The organism is Robertkochia sediminum (genome assembly GCF_016786255.1).
GTDB lineage: Bacteria > Bacteroidota > Bacteroidia > Flavobacteriales > Flavobacteriaceae > Robertkochia > Robertkochia sediminum.
This window is the reverse complement of sequence record NZ_JADMKT010000078.1, coordinates 202,615-227,738: the sequence shown is the minus strand read 5'-3', so window position 1 is coordinate 227,738 and position 25,124 is coordinate 202,615. Positions and strand designations below refer to the sequence as shown.

The 25,124-nt window shown below is 44.3% G+C and carries 24 protein-coding genes; 6 read left to right on the top strand and 18 right to left on the bottom strand.

Annotated elements, in window-relative coordinates:
* Positions 1-212: 212 nt before the first annotated feature.
* Complete coding sequence (locus IS446_RS12340) at positions 213-1,136, top strand: patatin-like phospholipase family protein (RefSeq protein WP_203061055.1); 924 nt, start codon at positions 213-215, stop codon at positions 1,134-1,136.
* A gap of 5 nt (positions 1,137-1,141) precedes the next feature.
* On the opposite strand, the gene IS446_RS12335 is transcribed toward IS446_RS12340, so the two are convergent.
* The gene (locus IS446_RS12335; protein ID WP_203061054.1) at positions 1,142-1,654 is read right to left on the bottom strand and encodes a DUF7935 family protein; all 513 of its coding nucleotides are present in this window, start codon (positions 1,652-1,654) and stop codon (positions 1,142-1,144) included.
* Positions 1,655-1,805: 151 nt separating this feature from the next.
* Entirely contained in the window at positions 1,806-2,351 is a 546-nt protein-coding gene (locus tag IS446_RS12330; RefSeq protein ID WP_203061053.1) for a DsrE family protein, read from the bottom strand.
* 182 nt (positions 2,352-2,533) lie between these two features.
* On the opposite strand from IS446_RS12330, the gene IS446_RS12325 reads away from it, so the two are divergent.
* Together IS446_RS12325 and IS446_RS12320 are read left to right on the top strand one after the other, a co-directional pair.
* Positions 2,534-4,867 (top strand): ATP-dependent helicase, encoded by a 2,334-nt coding sequence (locus IS446_RS12325; protein WP_203061052.1) that lies wholly within the window; start codon positions 2,534-2,536, stop codon positions 4,865-4,867.
* Positions 4,868-4,935: 68 nt separating this feature from the next.
* The gene (locus tag IS446_RS12320; protein ID WP_203061051.1) at positions 4,936-5,562 is read left to right on the top strand and encodes an L-threonylcarbamoyladenylate synthase; all 627 of its coding nucleotides are present in this window, start codon (positions 4,936-4,938) and stop codon (positions 5,560-5,562) included.
* Positions 5,563-5,893: 331 nt separating this feature from the next.
* On the opposite strand, the gene IS446_RS12315 is transcribed toward IS446_RS12320, so the two are convergent.
* The 3 genes from IS446_RS12315 to IS446_RS12305 form a co-directional block, all read right to left on the bottom strand.
* The gene (locus tag IS446_RS12315; protein ID WP_203061050.1) at positions 5,894-6,757 is read right to left on the bottom strand and encodes an OmpA/MotB family protein; all 864 of its coding nucleotides are present in this window, start codon (positions 6,755-6,757) and stop codon (positions 5,894-5,896) included.
* 131 nt (positions 6,758-6,888) lie between these two features.
* The gene (locus IS446_RS12310) at positions 6,889-7,887 is read right to left on the bottom strand and encodes a glycosyltransferase family 2 protein (protein WP_203061049.1); all 999 of its coding nucleotides are present in this window, start codon (positions 7,885-7,887) and stop codon (positions 6,889-6,891) included.
* A gap of 43 nt (positions 7,888-7,930) precedes the next feature.
* The gene (locus IS446_RS12305) at positions 7,931-8,377 is read right to left on the bottom strand and encodes a type I restriction enzyme HsdR N-terminal domain-containing protein (RefSeq protein ID WP_203061048.1); all 447 of its coding nucleotides are present in this window, start codon (positions 8,375-8,377) and stop codon (positions 7,931-7,933) included.
* 80 nt (positions 8,378-8,457) lie between these two features.
* Here IS446_RS12305 and holA point away from each other — a divergent pair, with 80 nt between their 5' ends.
* On the top strand, positions 8,458-9,468 hold the full coding sequence (gene holA / locus IS446_RS12300; RefSeq protein ID WP_203061047.1) for a DNA polymerase III subunit delta: 1,011 nt from the start codon (positions 8,458-8,460) through the stop codon (positions 9,466-9,468).
* Positions 9,469-9,516: 48 nt separating this feature from the next.
* On the opposite strand, the gene IS446_RS12295 is transcribed toward holA, so the two are convergent.
* Together IS446_RS12295 and IS446_RS12290 are read right to left on the bottom strand one after the other, a co-directional pair.
* A complete protein-coding gene (locus IS446_RS12295) occupies positions 9,517-11,925 on the bottom strand; it encodes an alpha-ketoacid dehydrogenase subunit alpha/beta (RefSeq protein WP_203061046.1) in 2,409 nt (802 codons plus the stop codon).
* Between the two features lie 218 nt (positions 11,926-12,143).
* On the bottom strand, positions 12,144-14,963 hold the full coding sequence (locus tag IS446_RS12290) for a gluzincin family metallopeptidase (protein ID WP_317192208.1): 2,820 nt from the start codon (positions 14,961-14,963) through the stop codon (positions 12,144-12,146).
* 154 nt (positions 14,964-15,117) lie between these two features.
* On the opposite strand from IS446_RS12290, the gene IS446_RS12285 reads away from it, so the two are divergent.
* A complete protein-coding gene (locus IS446_RS12285; RefSeq protein WP_203061045.1) occupies positions 15,118-15,636 on the top strand; it encodes a DinB family protein in 519 nt (172 codons plus the stop codon).
* Between the two features lie 46 nt (positions 15,637-15,682).
* On the opposite strand, the gene IS446_RS12280 is transcribed toward IS446_RS12285, so the two are convergent.
* The 5 genes from IS446_RS12280 to aroB form a co-directional block, all read right to left on the bottom strand.
* Positions 15,683-15,967 carry a hypothetical protein gene (locus IS446_RS12280; RefSeq protein ID WP_203061044.1) on the bottom strand — a complete coding sequence of 95 codons (285 nt, stop codon included), beginning with the start codon at positions 15,965-15,967 and terminating at the stop codon, positions 15,683-15,685.
* A 69-nt stretch (positions 15,968-16,036) separates the two neighbouring features.
* On the bottom strand, positions 16,037-17,011 hold the full coding sequence (locus IS446_RS12275) for a deoxyhypusine synthase family protein (RefSeq protein WP_203061043.1): 975 nt from the start codon (positions 17,009-17,011) through the stop codon (positions 16,037-16,039).
* Positions 17,001-17,885, bottom strand: a complete 885-nt coding sequence (gene speB, locus IS446_RS12270; RefSeq protein WP_203061042.1) for an agmatinase — start codon at positions 17,883-17,885, stop codon at positions 17,001-17,003. The genes IS446_RS12275 and speB overlap by 11 nt, the downstream gene beginning before the upstream one ends.
* Positions 17,878-19,275, bottom strand: a complete 1,398-nt coding sequence (locus tag IS446_RS12265) for a type III PLP-dependent enzyme domain-containing protein (RefSeq protein ID WP_203061041.1) — start codon at positions 19,273-19,275, stop codon at positions 17,878-17,880. Before IS446_RS12265 ends, speB begins: the two co-directional genes overlap by 8 nt.
* A 282-nt stretch (positions 19,276-19,557) precedes the next feature.
* Entirely contained in the window at positions 19,558-20,628 is a 1,071-nt protein-coding gene (aroB, locus tag IS446_RS12260) for a 3-dehydroquinate synthase (RefSeq protein ID WP_203061040.1), read from the bottom strand.
* 96 nt (positions 20,629-20,724) lie between these two features.
* On the opposite strand from aroB, the gene IS446_RS12255 reads away from it, so the two are divergent.
* Positions 20,725-21,897: a proline dehydrogenase family protein gene (locus IS446_RS12255; protein WP_203061039.1), complete on the top strand. Its 1,173-nt coding sequence runs from the start codon at positions 20,725-20,727 to the stop codon at positions 21,895-21,897.
* Here the strand turns inward: IS446_RS12255 and IS446_RS12250 are convergent.
* The 6 genes from IS446_RS12250 to IS446_RS12225 form a co-directional block, all read right to left on the bottom strand.
* Positions 21,887-22,264, bottom strand: coding sequence for a DUF4258 domain-containing protein (locus IS446_RS12250; protein WP_203061038.1), 378 nt, complete (start codon positions 22,262-22,264; stop codon positions 21,887-21,889). The genes IS446_RS12255 and IS446_RS12250 overlap by 11 nt on opposite strands.
* A gap of 6 nt (positions 22,265-22,270) precedes the next feature.
* Entirely contained in the window at positions 22,271-23,470 is a 1,200-nt protein-coding gene (locus tag IS446_RS12245; RefSeq protein WP_203061037.1) for an alanine dehydrogenase, read from the bottom strand.
* 25 nt (positions 23,471-23,495) lie between these two features.
* Positions 23,496-23,747 carry a hypothetical protein gene (locus tag IS446_RS15440; protein ID WP_235996487.1) on the bottom strand — a complete coding sequence of 84 codons (252 nt, stop codon included), beginning with the start codon at positions 23,745-23,747 and terminating at the stop codon, positions 23,496-23,498.
* Positions 23,748-24,440: 693 nt separating this feature from the next.
* Complete coding sequence (locus tag IS446_RS12235) at positions 24,441-24,602, bottom strand: hypothetical protein (protein ID WP_203061034.1); 162 nt, start codon at positions 24,600-24,602, stop codon at positions 24,441-24,443.
* A gap of 51 nt (positions 24,603-24,653) precedes the next feature.
* Entirely contained in the window at positions 24,654-24,815 is a 162-nt protein-coding gene (locus IS446_RS12230) for a hypothetical protein (RefSeq protein WP_203061035.1), read from the bottom strand.
* 51 nt (positions 24,816-24,866) lie between these two features.
* Positions 24,867-25,028 carry a hypothetical protein gene (locus IS446_RS12225; protein ID WP_203061034.1) on the bottom strand — a complete coding sequence of 54 codons (162 nt, stop codon included), beginning with the start codon at positions 25,026-25,028 and terminating at the stop codon, positions 24,867-24,869.
* Between the last annotated feature and the right edge of the window lie 96 nt (positions 25,029-25,124).

Below are 25,124 nucleotides of genomic sequence, written 5' to 3'. Positions count from 1 at the left end.
TATATATTACATTTTGTCAGATAGGAGATCGGTCGGTTGATCCCATTGTTCCATGATGAGCTGCAACCCAATAACACCGTCATAAATTTTTATGAGGTCTCCACGGTTTTGAGTGCTAATTCCCTTATCTTTAACAAGAAACGCTTGTCAGAATCGACAGGACGGGGTTGTTCTCGTTCATTGATCTGTCAGGCAAGTCAATAAGGATCGTTATGAGAGCATTGGTCATTAGTGGAGGAGGTAGTAAAGGCGCTTTTGCCGGTGGGGTAGCACAATACCTTATCGAGAATGAAAAGCGTGATTACGACCTCTATCTGGGTACTTCTACCGGAAGCCTGCTCATACCTCACCTCGCTATTGGGAATATTCCCAAGGTTTACGATATGTACACTTCAGTGAGTCAGCGAACCATTTTTAGTAACAATCCGTTCGTGGTGCGTAAGCGTGGCGATAAGGAATATGTGGCGATCAACCACCTCAATGTATTGTGGCAACTTATCAAGGGCAAGCGTACCTTTGGAGAGAGTAAGAACCTGAGAAAGAACATTCGAAAGTACTTGCCTGAGCATGAATTCCTAACGCTTAAAAAGAGCAATAAGGATGTTGTTGTAACCGTATCGAATCTCTCGATGAACAGGGTAGAGTACAAGTCGATCAAGGATTTTGGCTATGACGATTTTTGTGACTGGATCTGGATAAGTTGTAACTATGTGCCCTTTATGTCGCTCGCTAAAAAAGATGGCTACGAATACGCCGATGGCGGTTTAGGTTGTGTGATCCCCATACGCGAGGCGATCAAACGCGGGGCTACAGAGGTCGATGCGATCATATTGGAAACTGAGAATAATGAGCACAGCCGTGTATTGGGTAAGAATCCATTTTCCCTTATGGTCAACCTGTATACCTTTGTGTTGGACCAGCTGGAGTCTCATGATATCATAGAAGGACGTCTTGCAGCTATCAATAAAGACGTAAGGTTGAACACCTATTTCACACCGACGAGACTTACCGAAAACTCCCTTCATTTCAATAAAAGAATGATGGCCGGATGGTGGGCACAAGGCCGGGAATACGCAGGCGAGCGCACAGAAATGCTCAAAAAAACCTTTAATAAATCTATTGATCTTGCCGGATAAGATCCTTACCAGAGGTCGCCTACTTCCTTTTTGATATATGCCAAAGCCGTAGCAGAAGGAGGCTGCTTTTCCATTAAAGAGCTCAGTACATTTTCACGAAGCTTATCGGCAGTATCGGCGTTTAAAGCGGCCTTTCTGATCAATTGTATGGTGGTGTTCTTCGAAGCCTTGATCACATTCCAGCATTCGTCAGAAATATAGATCTGCTGCGAGATATTGTGGTCGAACTCATTCTCAATGGTGGTTACCAGCACTCTTTCGTACTGCTCCTTGTCTGCAGTGGTCGGAGCTACTCTTAATAAAAGTTTTGTGGGATTGATACGCTCTAAGAATAAGGCCATGCGCTCATAGGCCTGAAGGCGGAGAGGTAGGGCGTTCTTTTGATTTTCCTTGTTTAGCAAAAACCTTCTTCTTCCTTCCTCGTTCTTGGTGTGCATACTAAAAAAGTAATAGGCAATGAGTCCGGTGATCAATGCAGGGAGAAGGTAAAAAAGGAGGTCGATGATTCTGGTTTCCATAGGTTAAAAAATATCAGTTTTTACAGGTGTTCGGGTTATTTTCTTTAAATGTTGATCTTGTTACGGCGTTCAAGATATAAACAATTTGCCATTTTGATCACTTGTGTTTGCGATCGCTTAGGGCGAAGTGGTGATCTTAACTATCATGGATTTAAAAGCGAATGAGTCTGTAGCCTTCATTTTGCAAAGAAACCAGGGCGGTCATGGCCGATAGCGCCATTTTAGTCCCGGGTACGGCCTTTTCCAGTGCAACACCATGGTGGGTAGCCGATTGGCCGCAAAGTACCACCATTACACCTTTGTTGATCAGTGCCTCTACAAGAGGAGCGTTTGGGTTGTCTTTTCCGAACTTTTCGCGGTAGTCTTCATTACTCAACAGGTCAAATACGGCACTCCCATGTACCACAAGGGCTGCCTTAAGTTGAGCAGAAACGTAGCCATTTTGCAGGTGCAGGTTGAAATAGCGGGCAGCAGTTTCGATTAACGGATTAGGTCCCGGACGGTCTTTGAATTGCCTGCTAACATCAAAAACAGCGTGCATATTCCCTTCGGTGTTATTCGGAAAGTTGGCGTCCGGAACGGCGTAGACCTTACCGTAAGGGTCAAATTCCGGTCCTGCTGTGGTTTGCTCCTGTGCAGTAGCGCACATGGTTATAAAGGTACAAAGCAAGGCAGTTAAGATGGTGTTAAGGTGCATAGGTCGATCGGTTTTAGGGGTAAATATAGGATAATATGCCGATGTTTATAAATTTTCACTGAATGCCCGATTGTAATAGAAGGGTAATGGTTAAATTGTCGCCTGTTTCAAGGGGTGTCTGCTCGCGGCGCCTTTTGATATAGATGAATTGCGTATATTTCAGATGATTAAATAGTTAGGACTTGGAGAATTATATTGCCGAATTGAATGATGCCCAAAGGGCACCTGTATTGCATAAAGATGGCGCATTAATGGTGATCGCCGGTGCCGGTTCCGGAAAGACCCGTGTACTTACATATCGCATTGCCTATTTGATGTATCAGGGTATCGACCCGTTCAATATTCTTGCACTCACCTTTACCAATAAGGCGGCAAGAGAGATGAAGGCCCGTATCGCTTCGATCGTGGGCGGAAGTGAGGCTAAAAACCTGTGGATGGGCACCTTCCACTCGGTTTTTGCTAAGATCCTGAGAATTGAAGCCGATAAACTGGGGTATCCCAGTAACTTTACGATATACGATACACAGGATTCTCAACGCCTTATCAGTTCTATTATAAAAGAAATGGGGCTGGATAAAGACGTCTACAAATACAAGCAGGTACAAAACAGGATCTCCTCGTTCAAGAACAGTCTGATCACAGTGAAGGCTTATTTTAATAATCCGGATCTTCTGGAGGCCGATGCCATGGCCAAACGACCACGAATGGGTGAGATCTACAACGAATACTGTGAGCGTTGTTTTAAGGCAGGTGCCATGGATTTTGACGACCTGTTGTTAAAGACCAATGAGCTCTTGACAAGATTCCCCGAAGTATTGGCAAAATACCAGCAGCGCTTCCGGTATATACTTGTAGATGAGTACCAGGATACCAACCATTCGCAGTACCTTATCGTAAAGGCATTAAGTGACAGGTATCAGAACATCTGTGTGGTAGGAGACGATGCGCAGAGTATCTATGCCTTCCGTGGGGCCAATATCAATAACATTCTGAATTTTCAGAAAGACTACGATAATGTGGCCATGTATCGACTGGAACAAAATTACCGGTCTACAGGAAATATCGTAAAGGCGGCAAATTCTGTGATCGAAAAAAATAAAAGCAGGCTTGATAAGGTGGTATGGACCGCCAATGACGATGGGAACCTGATCAAGGTGCACCGCTCTGAGACCGACGCCGAGGAGGGTAGGTTCGTGGCTTCATCGGTTTTCGAGAATGCCATGCAAAAACAGCTCACCTATGGTGACTTCGCTGTACTCTACCGAACAAATTCACAGTCCAGGGCAATCGAAGATGCCTTGAGACGGAAAGATATTCCGTATCGTATTTACGGAGGCTTGTCGTTCTACCAGCGCAAGGAGATCAAAGATGTGTTGTCGTACCTAAGACTGGTGATCAATCCGAAAGATGAAGAAGCCTTAAAACGGGTGATCAATTTTCCTGCAAGAGGTATCGGGCAAACCACCGTAGAGAAGTTAACCGTGGCTGCGAACCACTATAAACGCTCTATTTTCGAGATCATGGATAATCTCGATAAGATCAATCTGAAGATACACGGGGGTACCCGCCGTAAGCTGGAAGATTTTGTAACCATGATCAAGAGTTTTCAGGTGACCAATCAAAATGCCGATGCCTTCGTACTTGCCGAGCAGGTAGCTAAGCAAACAGGGATCCTTCAGGAATTTAAAAAGGACGGAACGCCAGAGGGGATAGCCCGTATGGAGAATGTAGAAGAGCTGCTTAACGGTATTCAGGACTTTGTAGAAGGTCAGAAAGAACTGGTAGATGCCACCGGGAGCCTGAGCGAGTTTCTCGAAGATGTGGCCCTGGCTACAGATCTTGACCAGGATACAGGAGATGACGATCGAGTAGCTTTGATGACCATTCACCTGGCGAAGGGATTGGAATTTCCCTATGTGTATATCGTAGGAATGGAAGAAGACCTCTTCCCTTCGGCTATGAGTATGAATACCCGCAGCGAATTGGAAGAAGAGCGGCGACTGTTCTACGTTGCGCTCACCCGTGCCGAGAAGCAGGCCTACCTTACGTATACTGTAAGCCGTTACCGATGGGGGAAACTTATCGATGCCGAGCCCAGTCGCTTTATCGAGGAAATAGATGATGTGTTCCTGGAGCATTTAACGCCCCCTATGAATTCGGGTTACCGCTACAAGCCGGTACTTGACGATGATATTTTTGGTGCCGTAGACAAAAGCAAATTGCGCACAACCAAGCCGGTTTCCGGGAAACCGCCTTCTTCCCATCGACCGTCGGAAGAGAAGCTCAGAAAACTACGCAAGCTCAAGCCTAATCTGGGTACGCCAAGTGCCAGGATGAACAAGGAGGTCATGGATGAGATCGCCGTAGGCAAAAAAGTGGAGCACAGTCGTTTCGGAAAAGGAGAGATCGTTAGCCTGGAAGGGCATGGCAACGACAGAAAAGCGGAGATCAAGTTCGATACAGGTGGAATAAAGAAACTATTGCTTCGATTTGCCAAATTGACCATACTGGATTAACCTGTTGCGTGAACTTTGCGTAACTTTATGCTATGCGTTAGGTGTAACGCATGTAATTATGAACTCTGATGGCGCAATTAATTAGAATCTATGAAGAGAATCCCGATGCGCGTGCGATCAAAAAGATCGTCGATATTTTGCGGGATGGCGGACTGGTGATCTATCCTACCGATTCGGTATACGGATTGGGATGTGATATTACCAATACCAAGGCGTTGGAGCAAATTGCACGGATCAAGGGCGTAAAGCTCGAAAAGGCGAACTTCTCCTTTATTTGTGCCGATCTAAGCAATCTTTCAGACTATGTAAGGCAGATCGACACCCCTACCTTCAAGATCCTTAAAAAAGCTCTTCCAGGGCCCTATACCTTTGTATTACCGGGTAACAACAATTTACCCAGGATCTTTAAGAAGAAGAAAACAGTAGGGATCAGGGTTCCTGATAACGCTATTGCCAGGCTACTGGTAGAACAATTGGGTAATCCTATTGTTTCGACTTCGATCTACGATGAAGATGAAGTTATAGAGTATACCACCGACCCTGAATTGATCAGGGAAAAATGGGATAAGCTGGTCGATGTCGTGATCGATGGGGGATATGGAGATAATGTTCCCACTACTGTGATCGATCTTAGCGGGGATACACCCGAGGTGATCAGGGAGGGGAAAGGAGATCCCGATCTTATTTTGGGATAAGTGCAGAAGTGCAGAAGTGCAGAAGTGCAGAAGTGCAGAAGTGCAGAAGTGCAGAAGTGCAGAAGTGCAGAAGTGCAGAAGTGCAGAATTGCGGAATTGCAGAAGTGCGGAATTACAGAAGTGCGGAATTACAGAATTGCGTAAGTGTGGAAGTGCGGAAGTTTGGAAGTGCAGAAGACAGAAAGAGTGGAAAGTGCAGTAAGCGTAGTCTGGAATTATAAGGCATTCAGAAATGAAAGAGCCTTCTGGAACGGCAGATCATTAGAAAATATAAACCATAAAAAAACGACCTCATTTGAGGTCGTTTTTATTAGGTGAACATCACTGTGAATTAGTTGATGTCTGGATCTTTAAGTCCTTCTTCGATCATGCTGTAGAACTGATCGATCTTAGGAAGAACAACGATACGGGTTCTTCTGTTCTTGCTTTTCCCTTCGCGGCTGTCGTTAGACGCAACCGGGGCGTACTGCGATCGACCTGCAGCAGTCATTCTCGCCGGAGATACTCCGAACTCATCCTGAAGGATTCTAACTACAGATGTTGCTCTAAGAACACTGAGGTCCCAGTTGTCTTTGAATGGAGCAGTAGATTTAACAGGCACATCATCAGTGTGTCCTTCTACCATGAATTCAAAGTCTGGCTTGTTCTTAACTACGGTAGCTACTTTACCAAGTACTTCTTTAGCTCTGTTGCTTACAGTAGTGCTTCCTGAAGAGAAGAGTAGTTTATCTGAAATGCTTACGTATACAACTCCTTTTTCTACGCTGATGTTGATATCCTCATCGTCAAGGTTTCCAAGAACACCTTTAAGGCTTTGTACCAGGGCAAGGTTGATAGAGTCTCTTCTTGTAACTGCATCCTGAAGTTTGCGAATGGTAAGGTCTTTTTCTTTCAGACTTTCAAGAGACTTCTCAAGGTTTTCAGCTCCTTTGGTAGTCAGGGTAGTTAGGTTACCCATGTTGTTGATAAGCTCCTGGTTATTGGCTCTTAACATCTCGTTTTGCTTTCTGAGAGAAGCAAGCTCGGCATCGGCGGTAGCTTTATCTTCAAGACAGCTGTTTAGCTTTACAGTAGCTGAATCCAGAAGGTCCTGAGTTTCTTTTTGTTTAGCTTCCAGCTCACCGTATTTCTTTGAAGAAACACATGAAGAAAGGATCAGGGCTCCTGCAGCACCGAGTAATAAGATTTTTTTCATAATGATTAGTTTACTAAGAATTTATGTGTTAACAATTTCAGATTACAGCAAAATTATGGAAAATGCAAAATGCAAGGGGTATGAATTCGTTAATATTTTATTAAATACCCCTGTCAAAAGTACATTTTTAATCATGCGGTAACCTGCGGAAAAGTTGTTTTCTTATATACGAAATAACTTAGCACTATGGACGTGCAATTAAAGTATTTAAAGTCTTTGTCGCTTTCACCCCTTTTTCGAAGGGTTTTAATGAAATTTCTGTAATAGCTCAGGTGCGCGCGAATAATGGCCCAGAAGTGTTTTACCTTTCCCTGGAGCAGGAAATGTACACCTGCAATTCCATCCAGCACCAGGCGTGCGAACAGCAAGGGGAAAACCTTTCTTTTCGGCAGGTTCTTGGTGATGGAGTACAGGGAGTTCCTGAAATTAAAATACGTCTTTCGGGGATTCATATTGTCCAGGGTGGCTCCGCCAACGTGGTATACAGACGAATGCCCGCAATAGCGCACTTTGTATTTTTTGTTATGGGCTCTCCAGCAAAGGTCGATCTCTTCCTGGTGTGCAAAATAATCTTCATCGAAACCTCCGAGTTCTCTGAAAATACTCGCTCGAATGAACATGCAGGCTCCGGTGGCCCAAAAGATCTCCCTGATGTCGTTGTATTGCTGTTGGTCCTGCTCCAGCGACTGGAATATTCTGCCGCGACAAAACGGATACCCCAGGCGGTCAATAAAGCCTCCGGCCGCACCAGCGTATTCAAAATGATCTTTGCGCTTGTAGTCGAGGATCTTGGGTTGTGCTATAGCGGTATCGGGGTGGTCTGCAAAAAGGGCCTTCATAGGTTCCAGCCAGCCGGGAGTTACTTCAACATCACTGTTTAAAAGGCACCAAAGGTCTTCTTTAACATGCTTTAGTGCATCGTTGTATCCCTTGGCGAATCCGCCATTACAGGCATTACGTATCACCGTTACCATGGGATAATGCTCTTTTACATAGGTAACAGAATCATCGTCAGAATTATTGTCGGCAACATAGATATGCGCTCCTTCGCTACAGGAAACGACCTTGGGAAGAAACTTTTCCAGCAATGCCTTTCCGTTCCAGTTCAAAATTATAATGGCTGTCTGCATGCGCTGTGCTGTAGGCTCTATAGGTTATAGCTTGTCATGCAAATTAAAGGATATAGGGTGGAATATCCTGAATAAAATGATATTTTTCCTGGTCGTAATCCATTTTGCAGAAATAGTGTTTGAGGCCATTGGTCACCATCAGGTAACGGGCCTTCAGGGTAAGATTGTAACGGGCGATCTGATCGAAGGTATTTTGGGTGATCGGTACCTCCGGGGCCTTGCATTCAACAATGAGAAATATGCTGCCGTCGGGATGGTAAACCACCACGTCATAACGTCTTTTCAATCCGTTGATCTTTAGTTCCTTTTCTGCATTGACGAGCGAGGGAGGACATTTTTTTTCCTGAAAAAGAAATTGGATCACATGCTGTCGCACCCATTCTTCAGGCTGTAGAACAAGGAATTTTTTCCTTATGGGATCAAAGATCCGGAGTTTATTTTGACTATTTTTGAATCGAAAGGAGTATTCCGGAAAATTGAGTTTCTGCATAGCGCAAATTAAATCAATTCAACGGCATTTTACAAGATCGTTGCCCTTTGTTGCTGTGTTCCCCGAAAATAACCGAGACCATGGATGAGATCAAAACCATCGTTAACGACATAAAAAAAGGCCAGATACACCCCATTTATTTCTTAATGGGAGATGAGCCCTATTACATTGACAGCCTCACCAAATACATTGAAAATAATGTGCTTCAGGAAGAGGAAAAGGGCTTTAATCAGGTGGTGCTTTACGGTCGTGATGTCGATATTGACGAGGTGGTTTCTCAAGCAAAGCGCTATCCTATGATGGCCGAAAGGCAGGTGGTGATCGTTAGGGAGGCACATCATTTATCACGCCAGATGGATCGCTTCCAATCTTACGCCGAGCAGCCGCAGCCCACCACTGTTCTGGTATTTGCTTATAAGGGAAAAACCTTAGACAAGCGTAAAAAGGTGTTTAAGGCGGTTAAGAAGAACGGGGTCATTCTGGAAACCAAAAAGTTGTACGAGAACCAGATCCCCGATTGGATCAGACGCGTTTTAAAGGGGAGTGGTTATCAGATCGATCCTAAGGCAGCCGAAATGCTGGTGGAATTTTTAGGTAATGACCTGGGGAGGATCTCTAATGAGCTGGATAAACTTAAAGGGGTTATTGATAAAACTGAAATGATCACCCCGGAACATATCGAGACCAATATCGGGATCAGTAAAGACTTTAATAACTTTGAATTAAAGAGTGCCATCGCCGAGCGCAATGTGCTCAAGGCAGGTCGCATTATACGCTACTTTGCTCAGAATCCCAGTGATAATCCGGTTTTACTTTCAGTGGCCCTTCTGCATAGTTTTTTCTCGCAGGTACTGGCATACCAGGGGCTGCCAAACCACAACGATAAATACGAGGTAGCAAAGGCTATTGGGGTGCGTGGTGTGTATCCGCTTAGAGATATCAGTACCGCAGCCCGTAATTATCCCATGAAAAAGGTGAGTGCTATTATTAGTGTGCTCAGAGAGATCGATGCCAAATCCAAGGGAGTAGGTGTTTACCAGTTGCCACCCGGTGACCTGTATAAAGAATTAATGTTCAAGATCATGTATTAAAAAAAGATCCCGGATTTCCGGGATCTTTTTTTATCTAAAGGCGTCTCCTTAGAGAGACGGGTATTTTGATGGGTTAGCCTCATGCATGATGCTGTAGACCTTCTCGAAAATGTCTTCGGCATTTGGTTTCGAGAAATAATCGCCGTCACTGGCATAGGCCGGACGGTGTTCTCCGGCGGTGATCGTTTTTGGCGCACTGTCCAGATACTGATATCCGCCCTGGTTTTCGAGGATCTCTTTCATGAGGTATGCAGACGCTCCCCCTGGTACATCCTCATCTACAACAAGCAGACGGTTGGTTTTTTGCAGACTCTTAACCGTATCGTGATCGATATCGAAAGGTAGTAAGGTCTGAGCATCGATCACCTCGGCATCGATTCCCACTTCTAATAATTCTTTAGCCACCTCTTCTACGATACGCAGGGTAGAACCGTAAGATACGATGGTGATATCGGTACCTTCTTTTACGGTTTCAACCACCCCGATAGGGGTTTTCAAGCGTCCAAGGTTGTTAGGAAGCTTTTCTTTCAGGCGATATCCGTTCAGGCATTCTACGATAAGTGCCGGTTCGTCGCTTTCCATAAGTGTGTTGTAGAACCCGGCGGCCTTGGTCATATTACGAGGGGTGAGAATATACATTCCTCTTAGTAAGTGGATGAGTCCTCCCATAGGTGATCCGGCATGCCAGATACCTTCCAGGCGGTGGCCACGGGTACGCACGATCAATGGGGCTTTTTGTTTCCCTGCCGTACGGTAAAGTAGGGTGGAAAGGTCATCGCTGAGTACGTTCAATGCGTAATGGATATAGTCGAGGTATTGGATCTCTGCAATAGGACGTAATCCTCGCATAGCCATCCCGATTCCCTGACCAATAATGGTTGCTTCGCGAATACCGGCATCGGCAACACGAAGGGCACCGTATTTTTCCTGCAGGCCTTCAAGTCCTTGGTTCACGTCTCCGATATTACCAGTGTCTTCCCCAAAAATGAGGGCGTTCGCGTGTTTGCCCAGTAGTTGGTCGAAATTTTCGCGTAGTACGATCCTTCCGTCAACAAGTGGGGCATCGTCGTCGTATGTGGCAGGTTCGGCAGCAATATTGGTTGCATTGTTGCGCGTTTCGTTATATAGGTGTGAACTGTATTCCGGCAGCGTTCTGGTAAAGTAAGCCTCGATCCATTGTTTGAGGGCTTCTTTTTCCGCGCTGGTTTCGGAGGTGACATATTTTAATGCCTTTCTCGCAGAAGAGATCACGTAACGTTTAATAGGTTCGTCTTTAGCGATAAGGTCGTTCTTGATCTTATCGATAAAAGCTTTATTACTGCTGGAATTGGCAAGGGCCTCAAGAAGGGCAACGACTTGGTCCTTATCCTTTTTCATCGGATCAAGAAATTCGTTCCAGGCTTCTTTCTTAGCCGTACGAACTTCTTTCTTGATGTTCTTCTCCAGTTCGGTGAGCTGGTCTTCGGTGGCGATATTATTCTCCAGGATCCACTCGCGCATTTTCAGGTTACAATCGTGTGCTTTTTCCCATTCCAGACGCTCTTTGCTTTTGTAGCGTTCGTGCGACCCTGAAGTAGAGTGCCCCTGAGGCTGCGTAAGTTCGCGAACGTGGATCATTACCGGAACGTGTTCTTCCCTGGCGATCTTTCCTGCCTTTTCATAGGCTTCGATCAGGGCAGGGTAGTCCCAGCCGTTTACTCTGATGATCTCATATCCGTTTCCTTTTTCATCTCTTTGGAAGCCTTTGAGTATCTCTGAGATGTTTTCTTTTGTAGTTTGATGTTTAGCGTGTACTGAGATCCCGTATTCGTCGTCCCATATACTGATCACCATAGGCACCTGCATAACTCCGGCAGCATTAAATGCTTCAAAGAACAGGCCTTCACTGGTACTGGCATTACCAATGGTTCCCCAGGCTACTTCATTTCCATTTACTGAGAACCCTTTGGTATCGATATCTTTCTCATGGCGGTAGATCTTTGAGGCCTGTGCAAGACCTAATAGTCGTGGCATTTGCCCGGCGGTAGGAGAAATATCAGAACTACTGTTCTTCTGAGCGGTAAGGTCTTTCCATGTTCCATCAGGGTTGATCAGATCGGTCTGGAAATGCCCTCCCATTTGGCGTCCGGCACTCATCGGTTCTTTCTCAGCATCGGTATGTGCATATAGTCCGGCAAAGAAATGCTTGACCTTTAACACCCCAATGGCCATCATAAAGGTTTGGTCGCGGTAGTAACCACTTCGAAAATCTCCGTTCCTGAAGGCTCTGGCCATAGCCAGCTGAGGAACTTCCTTTCCGTCTCCAAAGATCCCGAATTTGGCCTTACCGGTAAGGACCTCTCTTCGGCCTAAAAGACTACATTCCCGGCTGGTTACCGCAATACGGTAATCGTCAAGAATCTGACTTTTAAAGTTTTCAAACGAAATATCTTTGTGTGATTCAGTTTTAGTTTCCATAGGCTATTTTTGATGACTCTTGCAAAATTAGCTAAAAAGCGGGTTAAAAGCAATCTAGGTTTTCTAATAATAATAACAAATCCTTAATGAATGCGCATATTTTTAATAAAAAATATACAAATAATTAAATAAATGACCTTATTTTAAGAATTCATCAATGGTAGAGGTCCTCAATACAGGTGTGGTGGTGTATGGGTTTTTAGGCGTAAAATCTTGCTTTAGAACCACTTACGCGTAAAAAGTCCGCTAAGTACCCTTGGAGACAGGGTGATCAGGAACCTGATCTTCTGGTCGTAACGGTCCTGTGCGATCTCCCATCCGTTATTTGAATACACCGGGAAATAGAGTTCGAAATAGTCGGTTACCAGGTTAAGGCGTATCCCGGAATCATAGACAAAGCGGGTGTTGGTGTTTGTATTGTGCAGCAAACCTACATCCCCATAAACCTCGATCCATCGCCATAGGTTAAAAGAACCGTTAATGGTAGCGATCCAGTCGTCTGAGAACGGATCCGGAAGCTGTGATTTGAATCCGCCTTCTGCGATGATGATCTGTTGACTGGCGAAGCCGCTTTCTTCAGAACGACCTAAATAGCCATAGTCAAATAGGTAATCGGTGGGGCGGTCAAGCGCATAGCTAAAATAGTCGGAACCGGTTTCGTTGTAAATAAATTTCCCTGCAAAGAACCTTAGGTTGAGCTGACGGTTATTCTGAAAAAGGCGCCGCCATTCGTAATTAAAAGAGATCTTGGAAAACTCTGCTGCGATCTGAAGGTCTATGAACCATGACTTGAATTTTATGATGCCGTTATTACTATAGGTATAACGGGTGTTGAATATGCTGTAATCGGGATCGGTGTCGATAAGAGGAGAACTCTCGCGGATCACGTTCACAAATCGGGTAGTGAGAAATTGCCTTTCATTAGAACGCAGGTCCTTGTTTCGAAAGCCGAAATTGAGATAAGGCGTGATGGTAGAATACCTTAGATTTTCTGCGTAGTGAAAGCTGGAACCGGAAAGGGCAGCGCTAATAACGTATAGGCTGCCATGCTGTATGTAGTGCCTGTAGACCACGTTCCCGCCACCTACCAGTGATTTTTCTTTTAAGGCATAGCCGGGGGAGAGGTCGAAGATAAAGGGGCGGTCTCTGAAGGTTTTGTTGTGAATGCGCAACTCCGGACTCAATCCGTCGTATATGTTATACCTTAAAGCGGGAACATAGAACAATTGGTTGTAATTGGGGTCCTCGGCATCCTTAAAGAACTGCAATTTCAACTTCTTGTTAGTTGAAAAGAATCCGCCGAGTGATTTCCAATTATCCCTTTCATTGAATTCCGGTATAACGTGATCGTAATTGAGTACCAGGCGGTTTACATCTTTACCGGGCACGGTTACCGTTTTTTCGTCGATCACATCATTGATCCATTGCTTAAATACGATACGCTCTTCCTTGTCCAGACCGAACAGGGTAATAGGAACTTCTGCTCCTGTTTTGTTCTTTAGAAATACACGGACGCTGTCTTCCTCTTTTTCGAATGAACGGATCTTAAAGTCGATACGTTTGTCACTATTCACGAATTCTTCGCTAAACCAGCTTATATCTTTTGAGGCGTGCTTGTTTAAGGTGCGCTCTAAGGCCTTTCCGTTGGTTTGAGTGCCTTTGTAGGTGTTGTAGAATTCGCGTATTCCTTCGTGAAGGTGGTTGCCTCCCATATAACTATCGAGATAGGATAAGCCCACCCCGGCCTTGTATTTTCCGGCGATCTTTTCATTGAACTTTATCAAGGAATCGGTAGGGGTAAGGAGTGACTGGTCTTGGTTTCTCCGGGCCATGAGCATCTGCAGGAAAGGGTATTGCTCATTGAAGTCCATTCTGGCTAATTTCAGACCTCTGAGTAAAAAGGTGTTAGACAGATTCCCAAGAAGCTTCATATCGGGGTAGAAGGTGTTCTTGTATTCGATGAGCATCCAGGTTTGCAGTGCATCGGTGATCCATCGCTCTGCTCGTTGATCAATGAACAAGCTATTTTGCAGGAAGTTATTTACCGCTGTCTTTAGCAATTTTAGCTCGTACTGGAATTCTTCGGGAAAAGGCCTCAGGAAGGAAGGTAGCTGATTGAGTCCGTAGAGCGGATTGTCGGCGTAATCTTCCTTGGTGATGAGAAGTGTTTTGTGGGGATAGGCTCCCAGGTGTTGGTCGATGAAGTCGATCACCCTGTTGGCCGAATTCACGCGGCTGATCACCGAAAGATCTTTAGCGTCGATATTGGAGATGAGGGAGAAATGTTGGTTTTGAAATACTTCAAAGTCATTCTCCTTTTTAAGGAATAGTTTCACGTCGCCCCGGTTTTCACCGTAAAACACATCGGTGTGGTATAATCGACTCCGGTCTTTCTCTATTATGTCAAGGTCGGTTATCGGGGAGTAATTTCCCGGATAGGTGAATTTCACTTCTATAGATTCGTGAAACTGGCTGTTGTCGTTAAGATCCTTGTTACTGTATAATTTCCATTCTTCATGGTATAAAGCAGGGGTAATATACCAGTACCTCAGGTTGTAATTGCCGTTGGAGGTATACCCATAACCGGTGAATTTAGAGCTGGGAATATCTACCGTATAGTTCAGACGGAGAAGAAAATACTTTCCGGGATAGGCGGGAAATTGTAGCTGCACGCGAATCAGATCTCCTGAGTTCTGTCGCTCCCAATGCAAAAAATTGTAATTCCTGTCGGCGATATTTTTTAGGTGTGTCCGGCCGCGTTCCCTGGTTTTCGCCAGGTGAAATTCTTTTTTGAATTCTTCATCAAATCGCTGGGCCAGCGGGGTGTTCTTGGTAGAATAGGCGTGATTCCAGTCATAAAGCCATATTTCATTTAAAGTATCCTGACTGGTATTGTGAAAAATGATCTCCTGCTGTATCTGTATAGAGTGGGTCTCAGTAAGCAATTGGGCGCTGATCCTGTGGCTATTTTGCCCAGAAAGGCATACCCCGGACAGGGTAATGAGAACAGACACGATCTTACGTAAGGATCTAAGCACTCGGGAATTGTGGTTTTAGCGATTTTTTTCAAGCATGACGATGTTTCGGTAACCCTTGGGATACGGGACATCCTCTGCCTACAATTATATGGAAAAATTCCTTAAAGGAATGGTTAAAAATACTTAGATTACCGCGATTTTAATGAAAAACTAGATGAAAACACGAGATCTTACGGAGGCCGAATACGGAGCGTTTTACGCCGGCTATATCAGCGTATTGGGGGAGGCAGAATTATTAGAAGAAATGGAGGTTCGTACGAAACACTTTTTAATGCTTTTAGAAGCTTTGGACGATGACCGTCTTGCATACAGGTACGATCCTGGAAAATGGAGTATAGGCGAGCTGATCCTGCATATCATTGATGCCGAAAGGGTTTTTCAGTATCGCGCATTGCGATTGGGAAGGGGCGATGAGACTCCCTTGCCGGGCTATGATCAGGATCTGTTCGTGCGTACATGTAATGCCGGAGAAAGGTCTCTTGCCTCTCTTCGTGATGAATTTGTGGCGGTAAGAGAAGCGTCAAGATCACTGTTCAGGAGTTTTTCAGAAAAGGAATTGGTCCGGATGGGAGAGGCTAGCGATAGTAAAGTGAGTGTGCGTGCTTTGGGCTTTATGATCTGCGGACATCAAAAACACCACGAGAATATCTTAAAGGAGCGGTATTTGGCATAAAAAAACGCCCCTGTGAACCAAGGGCGTTGTTTGTTATCTAACAGGTCTATGCGTCTTCATTGTCTTCAGGTAGCTGAAGATCGTCGTTTCCTTCAGCATCGAAATCATCATCGTCTTCTTCGAAATTCTCCATGGTATCGGCCAGTTTGGTACTTACCTTAACCAGGTAGATGGTTTCGTCTGTGCGCACTTCTACAGCTTCAATACTTTCATTATTGGCATTTCTGAAGCGAATAATGTCATCGTCCCCATATCCGTCGGGATACTTTTCAACGAGCATGGTAAGGATCTCGTTGGTGAGTTTTTTATAGTCAACAATTACTCTTTTCATAGCGTGTTGGTTTGTTGTTTTAAATGTAAATCAAAATAAATTTTATCTCCAAAAAATCTTTTGATTAAATTACATATCCAGCAAATAGGCAAACACCAGTGGCGCAACGATGGTAGCGTCTGATTCTATGATGAACTTTGGCGTGTCTATATCCAGTTTTCCCCAGGTGATCTTCTCATTGGGCACCGCACCGGAGTACGATCCATAACTGGTGGTCGAATCGGAGATCTGACAGAAGTAACTCCAAAAGGGAATATCTTCCATTTCCATGTCCTGATAAAGCATAGGTACAACGCAAATCGGGAAATCTCCGGCAATACCACCGCCTATCTGGAAAAATCCAACACCTTTCTCACTATTGGCGGTATACCAATTGGCGAGGTAGGTCATATATTCGATACCACTTTTTACCGTGGATGCCTTTAATTCGCCCTTCATGACGTAGGAGGCAAAAATATTTCCCATCGTACTGTCTTCCCAACCGGGTACCACGATCGGAAGGTTCTTTTCTGCCGCGGCGTACATCCAGGAATCCTTGAGGTCGATCTCGTAGTATTCTTCCAGTACTCCGGAGAGCAGCATTTTATACATGTATTCATGCGGGAAATAGCGCTCGCCTTTTTCATCGGCTTCCTTCCATATGGCGTGAATATGTTTTTGCAGTCGTCGGAAGGCTTCTTCTTCCGGGATACAGGTATCGGTAACCCTGTTGAGTCCTTTTTCCAGGAGTTCCCATTCTTCTTTTGGGGTAAGGTCCCTGTAGTTCGGTACTCTTTTATAGTGACTATGGGCTACCAGGTTCATGATGTCTTCTTCGAGATTGGCTCCTGTGCAGGAAATGATCTGTACCTTATCCTGCCTGATCATCTCTGCGAAGATCTTTCCCAATTCCCCGGTACTCATGGCTCCTGCGAGGGTAACCATCATTTTTGCACCCTTATTGAGCTGGTCTTCATAAGCTTTTGCTGCATCGACCAGGGCGGCTGCATTAAAATGCAGGTAGTATTTTTCTATAAATTGGGATATTGCTCCTTTAGTCTTCATCGTCTTCGTCGTTTTTAGTGTTGGAATACTTGAATTTATAGGCCAGCATTTTGTAGTAGAGCTTGGCAGCCAGGAAGTCGGATGATTTTTCCTGTGGATCAGGGCAAAGTTCCACGATATCGAATCCGACCACATTCTTCTTTTTGAATACCTGTTTCAGGTAGTCGGTCATTTCGTACCACAATAGTCCGCCGGGCTCCGGGGTCCCTGTCGAAGGGAGTATAGAAGGATCGAAGGCATCCAGGTCGATGGTAATGAATACGTTTTCGGTCATCTGACTTATGGAATCGCTCATCCAGTCGTCGTCGTTTACCATATCGTGGGCAAAATACACCTGCTCCTCGGTCATATGTTCCAGTTCACTGATATCCATACTACGTATACCCACTTGTATGAGTTTGTTGTTCTTGCTGGCCTCATGCACTGCGCATGCGTGATTGCAGCGACTTCCTTCGTAGCTTTCTCTCAGGTCGGCATGAGCGTCGATCTGCAATACGGTTAGGTCGTTAAAGGCTTCATTAAACGCTCTTATAGAGCCAATGGAGATGGAGTGTTCTCCGCCGAAAAGCGTAACGAACTTATCCTGGTTAATGTAGTTCTTTGCGGTTTTGTGTACGGCCTCGACCATCTTTTCCGGAGAACTGTTCTCGCTTACCGGGGGTGCGAGGTATATCCCCTTTCTGTAGGGTTCTGTCCGGGTTTCAATGTCGTAGAGCTCCATGTTTTCTGAAGCGTGTAAAAAAGCCTGTGGCCCTTTGTCGGCGCCTTTTTGCCAGGTCGAGGTCCCGTCATAAGGCACAGGGATCAATACCACCTGGGCATCGTCCAGTCGACCGTATTTGTCGGGAATACCGGCATAATTTTTTTTACTCATCGTATCCTAGAATTTTTAAGAAGTCGGTTGCAGTTTGTTGTTCTGAGAATAATCGGGTTTCTATATTGCCCTCCGGGTCCCTGTCGATCAGGATGTGCTTTGGCGCGGGGATCAGGCAGTGTTTTAATCCGCCGAAACCACCAATGGTTTCCTGGTAGGCTCCGGTATTGAAAAATCCAATATACTGGGGTTTATGCTTATTGTACTTGGGGAGGTAAATGGCATTCATATTTTGTTCAGAATTGTAATAATCGTCACTGTCGCAGGTGAGTCCGCCTAATAACACCCGCTCGTACTCCTCGTTCCAGCGATTTACGGCCAGCATGAGAAAGCGTTTGCTTATAGCCCAGCTATCAGGCAGGGTGGTGATGAAAGAAGAGTTGATCATATTCCATTTTTCCCTGTCGTTCTGTTGTTTTTGATAGAGCACTTCATAGATCGCTCCGCCACTCTCGCCTACAGTAAAGCTTCCGAATTCGGTGAAGATATCAGGTACGTCAACTCCGGCTTCATTACAGGCGTTCTGTATCTGATTCACGATCTCATCGATCATATATTCGTAATCGTATTCAAATGCCAGGGAGTTCTTAATAGGGAAGCCTCCGCCAATATTCAGCGAATCGAGTGTGGGGCAAACCTTTTTAAGGTCGATGTATACCTTTAGACATTTCAAGAGTTCGTTCCAGTAATAGGCAGTATCTCTAATCCCGGTATTGATGAAAAAGTGAAGCATTTTAAGGGTTACCTTTTCGTTACCCTTCACTTCCTTATTGTAAAAAGGCACGATATTGCGATATCCGATGCCCAGCCTGCTGGTGTAAAACTCGAACTTAGGCTCTTCTTCTGAGGCTATTCGAATCCCGATATCAAAAGGCTCGTTAATGGCTTCATTCAAAAGATTCAGCTCTTCGTAGTTATCGATCACCGGGATGCATTTCTTATGTGAACTGTTGATCAGGTCGGCGATATTCTGAATGTATTTATCCCGTTTAAATCCGTTGCAGATCACGTAATTATCTTTGGAGAGCTTGCCCTTTCGTATCAGGTTGTTTACGATATCTATGTCAAAGGCCGAAGAGGTTTCAATATGAATGTCATTCTTAAGCGCTTCGTGTAATACGTGTTTAAAATGAGAGCTTTTTGTACAATAGCAATAGTGGTATTTCCCTTTGTATCCTCGCTTTTTAAAAGCTTCTCCAAACCAGTATTTAGCCCGTTTGATATTGTCTGATATTTTGGGGAGATAGGTGAATTTCAGGGGAGCGCCATACTGTTCGATAAGCTCCATAAGGTCTACTCCATGAAATTTAAGGTTGTTATTCTCAAGGGTGAACTCTTCCTGCGGAAAGTAGTAGGTTTGGTCAATAAGATCAATGTATTTGGTTTTCATTCCTGCAAAACTGTGCTAGTAGTTAATAAATGCGATAATTCGCTCCATAATTCCTGAGGTATGGGTATGGGGTCAGATTCGCAAACAGGTGTAAGCAGGGAAGTGAGAGGCGGTAACAGTAAAAAATATCAACGGTTTATGTGTAAACCGGAAACGAAAATGAAATGCCGGACCATCCCGGAACGACAGATCCAAAAAGCAAATGCTTTTCTCTTGTTTCACTAAACGATAAAATATTCCTTACAAGGATAAGTATTTTTTGAATTCCTTCAAATAAAAATGTTAATTATTATAGAACTCCAAAGAATTGAAAATCAAGTCATTGCCTGCTTTTTTATCGGGTATGGGTTTCCCTATATCCTCAAGTAAAACGAAGTTTACAGCACCTGAGGCATTTTTCTTATCGAATTTGAGCAGAGGTAGTATTTCTTTCATTTCACTATCAGAAATCTCTACTTTACCGAAGAAGTGTATAAAGGTTTCTTTGATCTCCTGAGCGGTCTCCAGGGGGAGTCCACACACCTTATGAGACAGATAGGCTTCCATGATCATGCCGGCAGCGATGGCTTCCCCGTGAAGGAGCGATTCTCTTTCTTCGTGCTTCAGGAAGTAGGATTCAATGGCATGTCCAAGGGTGTGTCCGAAATTCAGGATCTTTCTCCACCCGCTTTCTTTGGGGTCTTTTTCAACGACATCGCTTTTGATGGTTACCGAATGGGCGATAAGGCGCCCAAGGTCATCGGCGGTTAGACCCGACATGTTTTTCAGCTCTTCCCAGTATTCAGGATCCTGGATAAGTCCGTGTTTAAGCATTTCTGCCAATCCGCTACGCAATTGTCTTGGATCCAGAGTATTGAGGTATTCGGGATCTATGAGCACCATTTCCGGTTCGAGGATCAATCCTACCTGGTTTTTCAAGACGCCCAGATCGACGCCGGTCTTACCTCCTACAGAGGCATCGACCATAGACAGGAGGGTAGTGGGAATATTAATAAAGGAGATCCCTCTCATGAAGGTTCCGGCAATAAAACCACCCATATCGGTAAGCACCCCACCTCCCAGGTTGATCAGGAGCGATCGTCGGTCGCAGCCCAGCTCTGATAAGGCCTGCCACACCCCGGTACAGGTTTCTATATGTTTGTTCTCTTCTCCGGAAGGGATCTCGATGATCTCGGTCTCGTATAATTTAGTGAGCTTAGATAAGAACAGCGACAAACAAAACTGATGCGTTTGGTCATCTACCAGTATAAAAACAGACGAGGGTGATGTGCTTTGAATATAGGCTTCCAATTGCTCGTAAGCGTCAGTAAAATAGACCGGTGCGCGGTGGTATGCTGGTGTTGTATGCTGCATGTTAAAAATATTATTAACAATGGGCAAATTAAGAAGATTTTGTTTGAAAAAATACAATAATGACTTCCTATATTTGCGATATATTGAAAGTGGGTAATGGAAAAAATTTTTAACAACACCCAGGTCGCTTTTCAATTGAAGAGCGATTCTGAACTTGAAAGGGCCTATTTTCTGTTTCGCATGATCGCGAACGAGCCCCTGGTACGTATGGGTACCGCCGTAACTAATTTTGCCATCAAAGCGCATCTTCCTGTTGAAGGTTTGATCAGGGCTACGGTCTTTGATCATTTTTGTGGGGGAGTCAGCGAGTTGGATTGTATGCCTGTTATCGATAAGATGTACGATGTGGGAGTAAGCGCAGTACTCGATTATTCGGTAGAAGGTAAGGAGATCGACAAGCAGTTTGACGAGGTAGTGGCCAGATGTCTTAAGATCCTGGAATTTGTCAAAGAAAAAGAAGCGATTCCTTTTGCTGTATTTAAGCCTACCGCCGTGGGGAGACTGGACCTTTATAAAAAGGTAAGCTCCGGCGAGCAATTGTCTAAGGAAGAAGAACAGGAGTGGGATCGCATTCACAAACGCTATGAGGTGATCTGCAAAAAGGCCAGTGAGCTCGAAGTTTCTTTGCTTATCGATTCTGAAGAAAGTTGGATGCAGGATGCAGCCGATGAGCTCTGTGAAGAAATGATGCGCAAGTATAACAAGGAACGTGTTGTTGTGTATAACACGCTGCAGCTGTATCGTTGGGATCGTTTGGATTACCTGAAGCAACTGCACGAAAAAGCCCGTAAGGATAATTTCCGTATCGGAATGAAACTGGTGCGTGGTGCTTATATGGAAAAGGAGAATCTCCGCGCCAAGCAATATGATTATCCGAGTCCGATATGTGCTTCTAAAAAGGAAACCGACGATAATTTCAATGCGACCACCCGCTACATGATGGAGCATCTTGATGAGATGTCGATCTTTTTAGGGACGCATAATGAAGAGAGCTCGTACCTCATGATGCAATTAATGCATGAAAAAGGTCTCGACAAGAATGATGGTCGGATTTACTTTGGTCAGCTTTACGGAATGAGTGATCACATTAGTTTTAACCTGGCGCATGATGGCTACAATGTAGCGAAGTACCTTCCGTTCGGTCCGGTCAAGGATGTGATGCCTTACCTGATAAGAAGGGCAGAAGAGAACACTTCCGTTGCCGGGCAAACCACCAGAGAATTAAGTCTGTTAACCGAAGAGCGCCGACGAAGAAAACTTAATCGTTAAGCGTCTTTACAGAAATAACTTCAGCATAGCCATCGCAATTCTTTACTTCTATTGCGGTGGCTTTTTCGTTAATATCACCTTCAATGTAATAGGTCTTGCAGGAAGTATCCTTGGTGTTGCTTTTACGGAAGTCAATATCTCCATCCTGAAGCAGCAATGCGATGTCTTCTGTTTTGAGTACCTGATCGTCGAGGAGGGATTGTACCTCAGGGCTATAACTGAGGTCTTTGGAGCGTATATCCTTAAGAACGCGACAATTGGGGAAGTAGCAAATTTCAGTGTTCTTACCTTTTAGGATAAAAGTGAGAATGATCATCCCGAGTGAAAGTCCGATAAGGAAGTATCCGATTTTTTTTAAAAGCGACATGTAGTGTTAAAAGATCAAAAGGTTTATATCTCGATACGAAAGGTCAAACCAGTCGGCAACGGCTTTACTGGTAAGAATTCCGTGGTAAAAATACAAACCATTTCTCAATCCTTTATCAAATCTTAGCGATTGTTCGAGTCCGCCATCTTCTCCGATCTTCAGGAGGTAGGGCGTGAAGATATTGCTAATAGAAACCGAAGCGCTTCGTGCGTATCGGGAAGGAATGTTGGGAACGCAATAATGCGTTACTCCGTGCTTGACAAAAGTTGGAGCATCGTGCGTTGTGACTTCAGAGGTCTCGATGCATCCTCCCATATCGATACTCACATCGATAAGTACGGCACCATTCTTCATGTTTTCGACCATGGTTTCAGAAACTACAATGGGGGCTCTATCTACGCCTCTTACGGCTCCAATGAGTACATCGCACCGTTTTAGGGCTTTCAAAAGGTTCTTGGGTTGCAGGGTAGAGGTATACAGGATCCGGTTCAGGTTGTTTTGCATTCCTCTCAACCGGGTGATGGAGTTGTCGAACACTTTGACGTCGGCTCCCAGGCCTATAGCCGAACGAGCGGCAAACTCGCCTACAGTTCCGGCACCAAGGATCACGACATTAACAGGAGGAACTCCGGTAATGTTTCCGAACATGAGTCCGTTACCGCAATTCATATTGGTTAGCAACTCTGCGGCGATAAGCACCGATGCAGTTCCGGCGATCTCACTTAGGGCGCGAACTGCCGGGTAATTACCCATTTCATCTTTAATGAACTCAAAGGCCAGGGCTGTAATGCGTTTCTTGGCCAGGGTTTCAAAATATTTCTTGCTTTGGGTCTTTATTTGAAGTGCGGAGATGATGATCGTTTGCGGATTGATCATTTCCAGTTCACTTATGGAGGGCGGCTCTACTTTGAGCAGGATAGGGCAGGAGAATACCTTTTGGGTGTCTGAAGTGACTTCTGCTCCGGCCTCGCTGTATTCTCGGTCGCTGTAGTTAGCGCCTTCCCCTGCATTCGATTCTATGATCACACGGTGACCATGAGCGGTAAGGGCGTTTACAGCATCAGGGGTTAGACAAACTCTGCGTTCCTGATAAGAGCTTTCTTTGGGGATCCCAATAAACAGCTCTCCTTTGGTCTTGACAACTTCCAGGGTTTCTTCCTGCGGAATGAGCTCATGTTTACTAAAAGGCGATTTTGGAAAAGACATGGCCGGTTAATTGTTCTCCCTAAAGTTAAGTATTCTTTTTGTAATCGTAGAATTGAACCTCTCTTTCCAGTTCTTGCTCCAGGGCGTCATATTTTTCCAGCTCTTCGTCGATCTTTCGTAGATCGATACCGTATACGAAACGATCGAATAATTTGATCCTGATCAGGTAGACCATGGGGATCACGATCATCATGATAGGGATCAAGAGGAAGATCTCGAATTCATCGGTATATTGAATATTATCGTTTATCGCACTGAAGGTTTGAAAAACATACATGGCTATTGGTATCAATAGCACATGATACCACCAGTGTTTACAGGTGAAGAACCATAAAATAAACAGGTAGAGCGGGACGAATTTACTGAAAAATAGCCAAGCTTGGGTATTCAGATCTATCTCGAATCGACTTTGGATGTTAATACCAAGTATTTCGGTTGAATATACTCCTTTTGGGAAGCTTTCGTAGAGGTAGAAAATATAGGGTGAGATTGCAATAAATACAGCGACCACCGACCCTATAATAAGTGATTTTTTTTCTTTTCTGGATGTAGTGTTTTTTGAGCTCATTCGCTTTTGGGACTTTGTGCTAAAATATAAAAATAAAGGTTTCTCTTAATGTCATTGTGTTTTAAAGTGACTCCGGATAAATTATCCTTTCCAAAGGACCTAGATTTGAGAGGGTCATTTTTTGAAAACTGAAGGGGTAAGTTAAACAGTATGATACCGATATGTTTTTAAGGTTTCAATATGCCTGCAGGTTGTGAGATAGCTTAATTTTTTTATTAACCAAGTAAATGTGGAGTTTACGTTTTTAGTTTTGAATACTAAAGAGTGTTTAGATGATATTTTATTTTGATGTTTAATTGACTGTGAGTTGTCAAAAAAAGGCTATTCTTTTAGTTGGAGGAATATGTACTGTAAAAAGGAAGGCTTTTAATATAGTTGCTTTTTTTGCTGTAGAAATATAATTTAACCGTTGGTAGGAACTACGATCTTGTTTTTGTCAACTCCCTGGTGTGTTTTGTAAAGTGCGTCTTCATCGGCTACAGAAGCTTTGGAGCAAGAAGTGGCAGAAAGTCCGAGGATGGCAGTGGCGAAAAGGAAGGCGAAGGTTCTTTTAAGGGTATTCATGATGGTGCTTTTAAAATGTAGAAAGGTATGTGTTAGTTATTGTTGTCTTGATTATCCGTTGGTAGGAACTACGATCTTGTTTTTGTCAACTCCCTGATGTGTTTCGTAAAGGGCATCTTCATCGGCTACAGAAGCTTTTGAGCAAGAGGTAGCAGAAAGTGCAAGGATGACAGTGGCAAATAAAAAAGCGAAGGTTCTTTTAAGGGTATTCATAATGGTGCTTTTAAAATGTTGAAAGGTATATGTTAGTTATTGTTGTCTTGATTATCCGTTGGTAGGAACTACGATCTTGTTTTTGTCAACTCCCTGGTGTGTTTTGTAAAGTGCGTCTTCATCGGCTACAGAAGCTTTTGAGCAAGAAGTGGCAGAAAGTCCGAGGATGGCAGTGGCGAAAAGGAAAGCGAAGGTTCTTTTAAGGGTGTTCATGATGGTGCTTTTAAAATGTAGAAAGGTATATGTTAGTTATTGTTGTCTTGATTATCCGTTGGTAGGAACTACGATCTTGTTTTTGTCAACTCCCTG